The following is a 13,733-nucleotide window of genomic DNA, read 5'->3' as shown; positions in this document are numbered from 1 at the left end:
GAGGAGCCGCGTTTTGTAGATTTCAAAGGATGTAAGAGCTTTAGCCCAGGGCAGCAAGGCGCTCCAGAGCGGCTTCCATCTTTTCCTTACGCTCAGCAAGTTCAGCCACTTTCTCTTTTTCAGCAGCAACAACTTCTTCCGGAGCTTTTGCAAGGAAGCGCTCATTTTCCAGCTTCTTGGAAATCTTGGTCAGTTCACCAACGATCTTGTCCAAAGACTTGCCAAGACGGGCCTTTTCCGCATCCAGATCAATAACACCAGCAAGCGGCAGACAAACGGTCGCTTCACCAACAACAATCTGAGCAGAACCCTGCGGGATCTCATCAGCAGTTGTCACGGTCTCAGCGCGTGCGTTCTTCATGATCGCTGCTTCGTGGATACCAAGACGGGCCTTGGTCTGCTCAGAAGCATCACACAGAACAACAGGAACCTTCGCTCCAGCCGGAACGTTCATTTCAGAACGAACAGAGCGGATCTGGACGATCATGTCGATCAGCCAGTTGATCTCAGCAGCAGCCTCTCCATCTTCACCAATGGAAGTTGGCCAAGCAGAAAGCGCCAGAAGCTTCTCACGCTTGTTCTCGCCATCTTCAACCGTACGCATCCAAAGCTCTTCCGTAATGAAAGGCATGAATGGGTGCAGAAGCTTCAGGATCTCATCACGAGCCCAGGCTGTTGTGGCACGAACTTCTTCCTTAGCCGCTTCATCATCGCTGTAGAAGATCGGCTTGGTCAGCTCAACGTACCAGTCACAGAATGTGTTCCACACAAAGCGGTATGCACCACCAGCTGCATCGTTGAAGCGGTACGTATCAATCGCCTCAGAAACTTCGCGAATAGCGCGGCTTGTTTCAGTCACGATCCAGCGGTTCACGGTCTGCTTAACAAGCGCAGGGTCAAAGCCGTCTACAGCATGACACTCGTTCATCTCAGCAAAGCGGCAAACGTTCCAGAGCTTGGTGGTGAAGTTACGATAACCAGCAACACGAGAGGTCGCCAGCTTGATATCACGGCCCTGTGCAGCCATGGCTGCCAGAGTGAAGCGCAGAGCATCTGCACTGTACTCTTCGATCAGCGCCAGCGGATCAATCACGTTGCCCTTGGACTTGGACATCTTCGCGCCATTCTCGTCACGAACGAGGGCGTGGATGTAAACCGTGTCGAAAGGCTCAGTCTTCATGTAGTGCTTGCCCATCATCATCATGCGGGCAACCCAGAAGAAGATGATGTCAAAGCCGGTAACAAGAACAGACGTTGGGTAATAGCGTGCAAGCTCAGCTGTTTTATCCGGCCAGCCCATAGTCGAGAACGGCCACAACGCAGAAGAGAACCAGGTGTCCAGAACATCTTCATCACGGTACATGGCAACAAAGTCGGCTTCACCAGCATCATGCGCAGCTATAGCGTCGTTCTGTTCCATAAGCTTTACAGGCTTGCCATAAAACTCCGCAGCCACAGCCAGTGCTTCTTCTTCGCTCTTTTCAACGAAGAACTTGCCTTCCGGGCCATACCACGCAGGTATACGGTGTCCCCACCACAACTGACGGGAAATACACCATGGCTGGATATTATCCATCCACTCGTAATAGGTCTTGTCCCAGTTAGCAGGTACAAACTTGGTACGGCCTTCACGAACGGAGGCAATAGCAGGCTGAGCCATGGTCTTGGCATCAACATACCACTGATCAGTCAGCATAGGCTCAATTGGCACGCCGCCACGGTCACCATGCGGAACCATGTTCAGGTGATCAACGACCTCATCCAGCAGACCTTTTTCATCCAGCATGGAAACAATCAGCTTACGAGCAGCAAAGCGCTCAACACCTTCAAGTGTTTCCAGTGTCTTGTTGAGCTCATCAGTCAGCTCCAATCCGTCCATAAAGCCTTCTGCTTCACGCAGAACAATATTGGCTTCACGGTCCATGATGGAAATCTGACGCAAGGAATGACGCTTACCAATGTCAAAGTCATTGAAATCGTGCGCAGGCGTCACTTTCATTGCGCCCGTACCGGTTTCAAGATCAACATAGTCATCCGCGATGATCGGAATACGGCGACCAACCAGCGGAAGGATAATGTCTTTGCCCTGCAGCTCTTTAAAGCGCTCATCATCAGGGTGGACGATAACAGCAGTATCACCCAGCATGGTTTCCGGGCGAGTGGTCGCAATCACAATGTAATCACGCGTCTCAAACTCGGTCGCCTTACCGTCTTCATCAAACGCAACAGGATGCTGATACGTCGCGCCATCCGCCAACGGATAGCGGAAGTGCCACATGTTGCCCTGCATCTCCTTCTGTTCAACTTCCAGATCGGAAATCGCAGTCAGAAGTTTAGGGTCCCAGTTCACAAGGCGCTTGTCCTTGTAAATCAGGTCTTCTTTGTAAAGAGAAACAAACACTTCCAGAACGGCTTTGGACAAGCCTTCGTCCATGGTGAAACGCTCACGGGACCAGTCACAAGACGCACCAAGGCGCTTAAGCTGGTTAAAGATCATCCCGCCGGACTCATCTTTCCATTTCCAGACGCGCTCAATAAACGCTTCACGGCCAAGGTCGCGACGCGTGATATTGCCGCCGTCAGCAGCCATCTGGCGTTCAACGACCATCTGTGTCGCAATACCTGCGTGGTCCATACCCGGCTGCCACAGAACGTCGCGACCGCGCATACGCTGGTAACGAACCATAATGTCCTGCAGAGTGTTGTTGAGTGCGTGGCCCATATGTAGAGAGCCTGTCACATTCGGCGGCGGAATCACGATTGAGTAGGTCGCAGCTCCATCTTCTGCGCCCGCCCCTGCCTTAAAGGCCCCTGCCTGTTCCCAAGCGTCGTAAATCCGCGGCTCAACAGAGGCCGCCTCATATGTTTTATCCAGCATACCTAAAAGCTCTTCCACTTATGGAGTTTGTCTGGTGTAAATCGGATGCACTCGCCTAAGTCAACCTTTCATGCGGTTACAGAGCAGATTTGAGCGACAAATACCCAAACAGCCCACACCACAGATCAGTTTTGACACGGTTTTCTTAGAAAGAGTAGCAGAGAGCGGATGTGTGAAGGGGAGCGCTTCTCCCCTCACATCCAAAGGATTATTTGCGTGAGATGCGATCGATCTCTTGGCGCACAAGCCGCTCCACCACACTTGGCAGATGCTGGTCGAGCCAGCCTTTCAGCATTGGGCGCAGCATCTCAGCCACAAGGTCTTCCAGCGTACGGGCGTTCTTGGACAGCACCGTGTTGGCAAGACCATTAAAGGCGCTGGACACAACTTCATCCGTCGCGCTTGAGATAAGTGTTTCCGCCGGGCTTTTTGCAGCAGAAGGCTCAAGAATATCATCTTGCCCCATGCTGCTCAGCCCAAACGCTTCAGGACCTGGCTGATCAAGAAAAGCGATGTCTCCATCCTCTTCCTTGTCTTCCTCAGCAAGGCCTTCGATAATTTTCAATGAGGAGGATTGCTCGTCGATCTGCTCTTTTTGCGTCAGCTCCAGAACGTCTGGCTCCGCGTCCTTCACCACTTCAGGCTCAGGTGCTGGAGCAGATTCCATTTCCGCTGGCGCATCATCAAAGAGTTTATCTAGATCGTCCTGTGATAATTCGCGACCTGCGTCCGCGTCACTCAATGCAGCATCTGTCATCTGTTCTGCGCCACTCGCTTCGTCATCCGAAATAATCTTGCGGATCGAGCTCAGGATATCCTCCATGGAAGGCTCGTTACCCTGTGAGACAGCTCCCATGTATGTGCTCCACTTCTAATCGCGTCTAATCCGCCGGCTTTCCGACTCAGTTCATTAATAAATACTTACTTAAATATAAGAGAAAAGCGGCCCCGCCTGACACCCGCATATTCTGCAAAATGCCAATTCCCACAAGGAAAACTAGCAATTTTGAAAATGCGGCAACAAAAAAGGGAGCCCGTGAGGCTCCCTTCTCCAAAATTTCATTATATCAGAGGAGCTTAACGCCCATCCGGGGTCCGCAGACCAATCCACTTATCACGTACCAGACGGTAGTGTTCAGTTGGGTCATAACGTGCACCGGTCAATGCCAGATTATCATAATCCAGACGACCAACAGAGGAAAGAACCGCATAAGCAGCAACCACACGGTCACGCTGCGCAGTCACCAATGTTACGCGCGCATCCACCAGATCACTCTGTGTATCCAGAACATCAAGCGTGGTCCGCTGACCAACACGCTGCTCTTCAATCACACCTTCCAAAGCAAGGCGCGCTGCCGCAACCTGCGCTTCGGCCGCCGTGATGGAAGCGATCGATGCATTCAGCTGTCCCCAGGAGGAGATCGCCTGCGCACGAATGCTATCACGGGACACATCAACCAGAATTTCGGTACGGCCCAGGTCTTCTTTAGACTGGCGAACAACAGAGTATTCGCTACCATTCTGGTAGATAGGAACAGTCACACGACCAAAGATTGAAGCAGTTCTAGTCGGCTTTCCGGAAACGCCAGGAAGGTTGTTGTCGCTATAAGACAACGTTCCCTGAACATCAGCAGTCGGAAGCAAAACACCCTCGGCAGTTTTCACTGCGAACTGAGCGGCATCAACCAGGAACTGAGAAGATTGAATAGCAGGATGCTCTTCCTGACCAATAGAGATCGCGGAAGAAACTGTCTTTGGCAGCAAGCTTGTTACATTGGTGCGAGCGCTCAGGTTTTTTGGATCAATGCCAATCACCTGACGGAAAATCGCACGACTTGTATTCAGATTTGCCAGCGCGGTGTTCAGTGTGGACTGCGCACGTGCACGACCTGATTCAGCCTGAGAAACATCCGTCCGCGTCCCTTCGCCCACATTGAAGCGATCTTTGGAGGCACGAACCTGCTCTTCCTGGAACTTCAAGTCACTCCGACGCAAAGACACCAGCGCGGTATCGCGAATGACGTCCATATAAGCCGTCGCAGCCTGGAAAAGCGCAGTCTGTTCTGCTGTCCGCAAATCTTCACGCTGAGAACGAACAATAGCTTCAGCCTGACGGGTAGAGTTTACAGTCCGGAAGCCACGAAACAGCGGCTGAGTAACCTGCAAGGAAGCTGTATACTCATTGCGGTTTCGGTTAGTCCCACTGGCTTCCTGCCACTGATAGCCATAGTTACCACTACCAATAATGCTTGGGCGCCATCCAGCCAAAGCCTGTGGCACACCTTCATCCGTCGCACGAAGCTGCGCGCGTGATGCGTTCAATGTCGGGTTATTTTGATAGGTAGCAGCCAATGCCTCTTTAATTGAAAGAGCATTCGCGCCTTGAGCACTTACAAGCAAGCCGACTACTGCAACTGCACCCGCTAACGTTTTCCGAGAAACCACTTTATATGCCTCAAACAGGGTCAATCTTACGAACCGCAAACCCAACACACTCGCCGAAATGTATATCTTATTCGGCGTTTTCCGAAACCGGCGATCAAGCCGATTTTGGAAAAAAATAAATACTGCGACGAACAGGCAACATCTTATCGATACAATTACCTAGACCAATCACAGAATATCATTCCCCGGAGGCACACTAATAGAACCATTAAGTTTTTACTACCGTTTTTTCACCCAATGATTGAAACGTGGATATCTCTACATTATTGATAGAAAAGACAGCAGCAGCAACCAGTTCTCATTTTACCCCACCAGAGTTTGAAGTGCTTTAAACCAGCATTGAGACAAAACTGTAATTCACATCACGAAAATAGAAGTTCATCACAACACTTCACAGAAAAACAAAAAAAGGCGAAGGTTTCCCCTCGCCTCACGGCTCAACGCCTGCGTTGCAAGCTCTTAGAATTCAAAGACTTCCGGTTTTTCAAATCCTGGAAGCGCACATGCATGCGCATTAAACGCAAACACAGAACTCACATTACCGCCGGACTTGGTGTAAAGCCGCGCAACACCTGCATTGCTCTCCCCCTCAACCACAACAAGACGACCTTCGTCTTTTAGCTGAGCGGTCAACGCTTCTGGCAGCTCTTCAACGGAACCGTTCACCAGAATAACATCATAAGGCGCGTCAGCCGCATAACCCTTGGCCAGATCGCCATCGATCACAGCAGCATTTTCAATGCCCAGCTGTTCAAGATTCGCTGAAGCCGCCTCGGACAGCGCCACATCAACTTCCAGACCAACAACAGCCTCAGCAAGATAGGAAACGATCGCCACGCCATAACCAGAGGCAGCACCAACCACCAGAACGACATCCTTGGCAGTGATATCAGCCAGCTGAACAAGACGGCCGAAGATGTGCGGCTTGAGCATTTTACGCTCGCCTTTTTCATCAACGGCTACATCTTCATCAATATAGGCCAGCTCCTGCAGGTTTTCCGGAACGAACTTTTCGCGAGGCACCTTGCCCATAGCACCAATAATGCGCAGGTCTGTAATATCATTGGTCCGCAGCTGATTGTCGACCATCAGTGTTCTTTGTTCCGCGAAGTTGACCATCCTGTCCTCACTGTCTCGCAAGATTCTTTGGCTGAGAAATATCGCTCATGCACCACAAACACAAGCTGCCAGATCCGTAAAAATAAACAGTACCCTCTGTTGTTTTTCTATTTTTGAACTTTGCGGTACAAATATGAGCTTTTTCACCAAGCTCGAGACAAGATGGGGCTCCCCCCCCAGAAACGTACTCACTTAGGTAAACCCCATAGATTTCGGTGTTTTACACAAGAGTGATCGTGGAAAGTGAATTTGCCCGCTTGACTATCCGCCCCAAATATCAGAAAAGCCCCTCACACCACAGCGGGGCCTCTTGGCGGAGTGGTGACGCAGCGGATTGCAAATCCGTGTACGCCGGTTCGATTCCGGCAGAGGCCTCCATTTTTCTTCTCCCCCATTGATATTATTAGTTATTGCCTATCTCAGGCGCAGAAGAATTGCGTCTTGCGATCAGTCATGCCTCACCTTTTACAACACCGGAGGCGCGTCTACTTTTACGCGGCCAACCTCCCGATGATGGCTCGGTTTGCCTGTCAGCTTACTCCTGAAATTCAGATAGCCAGTATAAATCTCTGACTGCCGCCCCTTCACGCCCGGCAACGAGCGCAGGTCTAACCCAGACCACGGAAAGTAAGGCGAACGGCGCAAATCTGCGAACAGTCCAATACGAACACCCGGACGCGTTGCAATCCCACGGCGATGGAACCCATGCGTATCAGCAATCACCAGTGAGTTTGCAGGCACATCAAAACTGATAGGCTCACCATACCCCAACTTTAAGATATCATCCTCGCTTGCACGAAATGAGCCCGCTGCATGCATACCATCGGGATGTTGAACTGCATTCAAACTCTGCTCAAACTCCCAGGCAGTCCGTTCCGGTGTATAACGATGAGACCCCGGCACATAATGAAAAGGCCCATCGGCAACATCCACATCACGCAAAAACAGCCAAGCTTTAGATGTGGCATGGAACGTATCGATGTGAAAATCAGTCTGCGGGTCTTTCTTCTTCTTGTCCAAATCCCACAAAACAGCATGCAAAAACATAATGGGATCCGCATTGTATGACCCCACATAGCGCATGGCATTTTGCAAAAACGGATCATGCACCGCCCTGCTCAGGCCGGGCAAGTCTTTCAGCACTGAAGGTGGCAAACCGATGAAACGTGTCACCGTTTTCCCTTGCCGCATTTCGCTTGCTGCAAACGATTTCGTTGCAATCTCATCCTGAATTTGCGCAAAAACGTCCTTGGAGAGAAAATTCTCTTTCACCACATATCCATTGCGATGAAAAAACGCTTTATCTTCATCTGGCAGAAAGTGAACCATCTGACGACGACGCAGATCAGCCATCTTCTCGGCCCACGCCACACGCTTCAGATAAAACCCACGCTCATTTAACCAACGACTTCCAATAATCGGATTCTTCTTAAATGACTTTTGCCCCATCAAGGCATCAAGAGCCCAAATAGGGCTTTTAAAAATTCGCAACACACCAGCCCCTACTCTTCTGGCAAAAATCGCCAGAACCTGTGCAGTAACAGACACTCTACGTATTCCTGTAGTCATTTGCCAATTAAACTCATTGGGCAGGCTATTGCAGCACTGAGGATTTAAAGGGCAACTTTCCATGAGCGATACACTTGATCAACCGACCAAACGCTCACCTCCTACACGCCGTAAGAAGAGACGCCGCAAAGCAGAGTTTGCCTCCGAAAGCCACATGTGCACTCATTTCATCAATAAGCTTCCAAAAGAGTGGGTCGCTTATCCTGAGTGGGGCAACTGGGATATTCTGCTTGTCAGAACAAAAGATGGCTTTCAGGTTGGCATCGAGGCCAAGTTGCGCCTCAATGCAAAAGTCATCTCTCAATCAGCAGAAACCGCCTATCAGAGTGACAAACCGGGACCAGATTGCCGAGCAATCCTGATCCCAAAGGGCTCCAATCTCGATTTTCAACCGGTTTGCAACATCCTGTCTCTACAGATCATCGAGGTTGAGAGCGAAACCTCCAAAAGCCCAAGCACGGTCAGCTGGTACCGGCCTAAACTCCCCAATCCAGATCGCGCGTCTCCAGCAGGAAATTTTAAAGAGTTTTATCCCATCGAACGGTTGGAACTTCCTGAAATCATTCCAGTTGTTGAAGCCGGCAAGCCCTCTCCCATCAAGCTGACACCGTGGAAAATCAAAGCCATCAAGCTTGACATTCTACTGCAAAAGCATGGCGTGGTTACGCGCAAACTGTTCAAGGCCCTCAACCTCAGCACAACGCTTTTCCTTCATTCCGGCAACGGCTGGATGCTGAAGGGATCAGAACGAGGCGCATGGACACGCGGTCCCAGTTTCCCCGATTTCAGAACTGGGTGTGAAGAGAACTACGACGAGCTGGAAAAACGCTACAAAACATGGGTCAAGACCTTACCGATGGAAGGCATCCTCGCACCCGAAACCGAAAAAGAACCCGCCTAATGAGCTGCCCTTTGTTGTTGCATGCAGAACAAACACCCCGAAACAACAGAGTTTCACTTGACCTAAATAGCTGCTAGATTACCCTTAGGTAAACCAAGCATCTGGGAGGGAGCAATGGTTTTCAAAACGCAAGATGAGACGGGCACCTTCAAAACGTTCAGGGACGCAAAGCGATATTACTGGCTGATTGCTTATGCCAGCAGCAGCGTCACACTCATCACAGTCGCGCTTTATGCCTACACGCACGTCACAGCAACTCTGTTCATTCCCCTCGTTTACTTCTTCATCGTCATTCCCGGCCTGGACGCTCTGATTGGCGAAGACCCGTATAATCCGCCCGATGATGTGCTGGTTCAAATGGCAGAAGACCCCTATTACAGTCGGCTCGTGCGCTGGCTCGTACCATATGCCTGGATCAACCTCTTTGCCGGTGTCTGGCTTGTTGGCACCTATGACCTGCCTCTCTGGCTGATTGCTTTGTTTGCCTTTGGCAAGGGCCTGTTTGGCTCTGGCACCATCATGCTTGCCCATGAACTCGGCCACAAAACCAACAAGACAGATCAGTTGCTGGCTAAATTTGCGCTCGCAGTTGTCGGTTACGGTCACTTTTGCATTGAGCACAATCGCGGTCATCACGTGCATGTGGCGACCCCAGACGATCCAGCCAGCTCCCGCATGGGAGAAAGCATCTACGCCTTCGCTTGGCGCGAAATCCCCGGTGCCTTCGTCAGAGGCTGGCAAAACGAAAAAGAGCGTTTGCGCAAGAAAGGCCTCAACACTTTCTCGGTGAAGAACGATATTTTACAAGGCTATGCCATCACATTGATTGTATTTGCCATTTGCACTGCTCTGTTCGGCTGGAAGGTTCTGTTGTTGCTGGCTATTCAAAGCGTGGTCGCATGGTATGGCCTGACGCAGGCAAACTATGTGGAGCATTATGGCCTGCTGCGCCAGAAGGACAAGAATGGTAAATACGAGCGCTGTCAGCCGCGCCATTCATGGAACACCAATCACATCTTCTCAAACCTGAGCACGTTCCACCTGCAGCGCCATTCAGACCATCACGCCAATCCTCTACGCCCTTATCAAACCTTGCGAAACTTCCCAGACTTACCCTGCCTTCCGAGCGGATATCCCGGTTGTTTTGCTCTGGCGGCTATCCCTTCACTGTGGTTCAAAACAATGGACCCTAAGGTGCTGGAATGGGCTGGCGGAGACATTGACAAGGTCAATCGCGTCAAAGGGTATGAACCGGTCGCATATACTGCCCCGAACATCTGTTGAAACACACAGAATACCGCTGCATTACATGGTAATCACAGGGCCGCCCCGCTAAAACAGGATCAAGTTTTAAAGCGGGGTTAGACCAATGCAACATGGTGGCGATCTTTCAAAGGCAATTGCTGAATTTGGCGGCGAAGTCTGTGACTGGATGGACCTTTCCACCGGCATCAACCCTGTTGCCTACCCGGCCGCAGAACATATCACATTCCGCGGACTAGCCGAGCTGCCAAGCGAAAGAGCAGAAACCGCGCTGATTACAGCTGCGCGAAAAGCTTACCAAGTCGCGCCGCACTCAGGCATCACCGCGACACCCGGCACACAGGCAATCATCACCGCACTACCGCATTTACTGAGCCCCAGCTCCTCAATCGCAATCGTCAGCCCAACTTATGCTTCCCACGAAGAAAGCTGGAGGACCGCAGGTGCGGCCGTCCAGTGTGTTTCCGCTCAAGAAGCCTTTACCGCCACGACAGATCACCTCTTGCTCGTGAACCCAAACAATCCGGATGGCTATCTCTTTTCAAAAACAGAACTGCTGGATCTGGCAGCTAAAAGAAAAGAAATCGGCGGCTATCTTATCATCGACGAAGCTTACATGGATTTATATCCAGAAGCCTCAATCATCCCAGATCTTGATGACTTCCCAATTCTGGTTTTGCGCAGCTTTGGCAAGTTCTACGGCCTTGCAGGCTTGCGCCTCGGCTTCCTTGTTGGTCCCAAAGCGATCACAACGAAACTACAGAACCAGTTGGGCAGCTGGGCGGTCTCCGGCCCTGCACTGGATATTGGCTGCGCCGCTCTGTCGGATATGAACTGGCAAGACGAAATGCGGGCGTTTTTGAAGACGGAGATGGACATCTTCAGGGCTACATTTCAGGAGCGAGGTATATCAGTCATAGGCCACACCAATCTCTATCTGTTGATTGACCACCCTTCTGCTCACCAGCTCCATACAGCGCTGGCGAAAGAGAAAATTTGGACACGTGTGTTCGATTACCGCAAAACCTGGTTGCGCCTTGGATTGCCTGCATCTCAAGCCGCCCGAAAGCGATTTACGCAAACTTTCGAAAGTGTAGTGCGATCGGTTGAAAATCATGCTGCTCTTTGAAAACACACTCTGGGTCGTACTACTTGCCATTATTCTGGATGCCATCATTGGCGACCCAAACTGGCTGTGGTCCAGACTGCCGCATCCAGTCACTTTGATTGGCAAGCTGATCTCCTACATGGATCACAACTACAACAAAGCCGAGTACCAGCGTTCAGCTCGCAAAACCAATGGCATTCTAACGCTTGTCTTATTGATCAGCAGCACTGGCTTTGCTGGACTGGCACTCCAGTATCTGCTCGATTTCCTGCCATTTGGTGGCATTCTGGTCGCACTGATCGGCATGACCTTGATTGCACAAAAAAGCCTCTACCAGCATGTCGCAAGAGTACGCGATGCCCTGAGAAACTGCGGCCTTACTGAGGCCCGCAAGCAAGTCTCCATGATCGTTGGCCGCAATCCGGAGTATTTGGATGAAGCAGGCGTCAGTAGAGCAGCCATTGAATCGTGCTCAGAGAATTTCTCAGACGGTGTAGTTGCACCCATCTTCTGGTTTGTCATATTGGGCTTGCCTGGGCTGTTCATCTACAAAGCCGTTAACACCGCTGACAGCATGATTGGCCACAAAAACGAAGCCTATGAAGACTTTGGTTGGGCCTCCGCACGATTTGACGACCTGATCAATTTACCAGCCTCTCGCTTGTCCGGTCTATTGATCGTACTTGCCGCACTCGTTTCCGGCCGAGCCTATAAAACAGCACTCAGCACCATCCTCAGAGAAGCAAAAAACCACCGCTCCCCCAATGCAGGCTGGCCCGAGGCAGCTATGGCAGGCGCACTCGGAATAGCCCTTGCAGGCCCACGCCAGTATGCTGAGTACCGCGTTGAAGATCCTTTCATGAACGCAGAAGGACGCAAAATCGCTGATGCAGACGACATTGACGGTGCACTGAAACTGATGGCAATTTCCAGCGCGCTCCTAGCACTCCTGATCACAGCAATATTAGTTATCTGATACTCGCGACTGAGCAATTTCCCAAAGCGCGTCCAAATCCAGATGCTGCTCCAGATGATCAGCCAGCGCATCCAGCGCCCGTTCCACGCGATGCTCGTATCCCAATTGAGAAACAGCTCCAAACCCTTTTAGGAATGCCGCACGAAACGCATCTGAGCCAAAGATGCCATGCATGTAACATCCTGAAATCTGGCCGTCTCGGGAGATCGCCCCATCGACATGATCTCCAAGATCAACAAATGGACGATCACAATCCGGGCCAGAGGTTCGCCCTACATGGATCTCATAGCCCGTCACGCTCTCACTGCTGGGAACATGCAGCCCAGTCTTTTCAGTGGTTTCCTTATGAGGCGTCAGCACGGTTTCAACATCCAGCAAGCCAAGCCCTTCAACAATGCCAGTCTCGCCTTCAACGCCTTCAGGATCAGCAATGGTTTTGCCAAGCATTTGATAGCCACCACAAATACCAAGCACCTGCCCACCTCGGCGAACGTGCCCGTACAGATCAACGTCCCAACCTTGTGCGCGGAAGAACGCGAGATCTGCGATGGTGGACTTGGTACCCGGCAGCAAAACCACATCCGCATCAGCTGGCAGCACCTCTCCTGGCAGAACGAACTCCAGCGAAACATCGGCTTCCATACGCAGCGGATCAAGATCATCAAAATTCGCAATCCGGCTGATGACTGGAACCACAACCTTCAACTTACCGCGACAGGTACTCTCAGATAGGTCCAGCGCGTCTTCTGCAGGCAGGTCCATCACCTGCGCAAACCACGGCACCACACCGTTACACGGCCAACCGGTCTTTTCTTCAATAGCCGTTACACCTGAATCAAACAGTGAGGGTTCACCCCTAAACTTATTGATTAAAAACGACTTTATGCGTTTGACTTCTTCGCTCTCCAGCACTGCATGAGTACCAACCAGCGAGGCAATGACACCGCCGCGATCAATATCACCACACAACACAACCGGAACATCCGCAGCCTCGGCAAAGCCCATATTGGCAATGTCACCAGAGCGCAGGTTGATCTCAGCCGGCGAGCCAGCTCCCTCAACGAGAACCAGATCAGCATTTGACTCAACTTCGGCAAAACTCTCCATAACATACTGGATAAGCGTGCCTTTTTGCCGACCAAACTCCGCCCCGCGCAACGTACCAAACCGCTTACCCTGCACAATCACCTGAGACCCGCTATCGCTTTCAGGCTTCAACAGAACAGGGTTCATATGCACACTCAACGCAACTTTTGCACCGCGTGCCTGCAAGGCCTGAGCTCGCCCGATCTCGCCACCATCAGCGGTAACAGCAGCATTGTTGGACATGTTCTGCGGCTTGAATGGCTGAACGGAAAGACCACGGCGCGTGAAAGCGCGTGCCAGTCCGGCGACCAGCACGCTCTTGCCAACGTTGGAACCTGTGCCCTGTATCATCAGAGCTGGTTTTCTTTTCTGCGAAACGGAGGACGTC

10 protein-coding genes and 1 tRNA gene are annotated in these 13,733 nt (G+C 51.3%); 5 read left to right on the top strand and 6 right to left on the bottom strand.

What is annotated here, in order from left to right:
• Positions 1-40: 40 nt before the first annotated feature.
• From BM231_RS16270 to BM231_RS16255, 4 genes are all read right to left on the bottom strand, one after another.
• Positions 41-2,878, bottom strand: coding sequence for a valine--tRNA ligase (locus BM231_RS16270; protein ID WP_093520980.1), 2,838 nt, complete (start codon positions 2,876-2,878; stop codon positions 41-43).
• Positions 2,879-3,086: 208 nt separating this feature from the next.
• Entirely contained in the window at positions 3,087-3,734 is a 648-nt protein-coding gene (locus BM231_RS16265) for a PopZ family protein (RefSeq protein WP_093520978.1), read from the bottom strand.
• A gap of 221 nt (positions 3,735-3,955) precedes the next feature.
• Positions 3,956-5,323, bottom strand: coding sequence for a TolC family outer membrane protein (locus tag BM231_RS16260; protein WP_093520976.1), 1,368 nt, complete (start codon positions 5,321-5,323; stop codon positions 3,956-3,958).
• A gap of 459 nt (positions 5,324-5,782) precedes the next feature.
• Complete coding sequence (locus tag BM231_RS16255) at positions 5,783-6,442, bottom strand: protein-L-isoaspartate O-methyltransferase family protein (protein ID WP_057464431.1); 660 nt, start codon at positions 6,440-6,442, stop codon at positions 5,783-5,785.
• A gap of 304 nt (positions 6,443-6,746) precedes the next feature.
• Between BM231_RS16255 and BM231_RS16250 the strand changes: the two genes are divergently transcribed.
• A tRNA-Cys gene (locus BM231_RS16250) sits at positions 6,747-6,820 on the top strand.
• Positions 6,821-6,907: 87 nt separating this feature from the next.
• Here the strand turns inward: BM231_RS16250 and BM231_RS16245 are convergent.
• Positions 6,908-7,990: a phytanoyl-CoA dioxygenase family protein gene (locus BM231_RS16245; protein WP_208860430.1), complete on the bottom strand. Its 1,083-nt coding sequence runs from the start codon at positions 7,988-7,990 to the stop codon at positions 6,908-6,910.
• A gap of 82 nt (positions 7,991-8,072) precedes the next feature.
• On the opposite strand from BM231_RS16245, the gene BM231_RS16240 reads away from it, so the two are divergent.
• From BM231_RS16240 to cbiB, 4 genes are all read left to right on the top strand, one after another.
• The gene (locus tag BM231_RS16240; RefSeq protein ID WP_093520972.1) at positions 8,073-8,912 is read left to right on the top strand and encodes a hypothetical protein; all 840 of its coding nucleotides are present in this window, start codon (positions 8,073-8,075) and stop codon (positions 8,910-8,912) included.
• A gap of 114 nt (positions 8,913-9,026) precedes the next feature.
• A complete protein-coding gene (locus BM231_RS16235) occupies positions 9,027-10,196 on the top strand; it encodes an alkane 1-monooxygenase (protein WP_093520970.1) in 1,170 nt (389 codons plus the stop codon).
• Positions 10,197-10,281: 85 nt separating this feature from the next.
• Positions 10,282-11,304 (top strand): threonine-phosphate decarboxylase CobD, encoded by a 1,023-nt coding sequence (gene cobD, locus BM231_RS16230; RefSeq protein ID WP_093520968.1) that lies wholly within the window; start codon positions 10,282-10,284, stop codon positions 11,302-11,304.
• Positions 11,291-12,259 (top strand): adenosylcobinamide-phosphate synthase CbiB, encoded by a 969-nt coding sequence (gene cbiB, locus BM231_RS16225; RefSeq protein WP_093520966.1) that lies wholly within the window; start codon positions 11,291-11,293, stop codon positions 12,257-12,259. The genes cobD and cbiB overlap by 14 nt, the downstream gene beginning before the upstream one ends.
• Here the strand turns inward: cbiB and BM231_RS16220 are convergent.
• The gene (locus BM231_RS16220; protein ID WP_093520964.1) at positions 12,248-13,696 is read right to left on the bottom strand and encodes a cobyric acid synthase; all 1,449 of its coding nucleotides are present in this window, start codon (positions 13,694-13,696) and stop codon (positions 12,248-12,250) included. The genes cbiB and BM231_RS16220 overlap by 12 nt on opposite strands.
• Positions 13,697-13,733: the final 37 nt, after the last annotated feature.

It is taken from the genome of Pseudovibrio ascidiaceicola, from assembly GCF_900114245.1.
GTDB classification, from domain to species: Bacteria; Pseudomonadota; Alphaproteobacteria; order Rhizobiales; family Stappiaceae; genus Pseudovibrio; species Pseudovibrio ascidiaceicola.
Note: the sequence above shows the minus strand (reverse complement) of the source record. Positions and strands in the feature narration are given on the sequence as shown.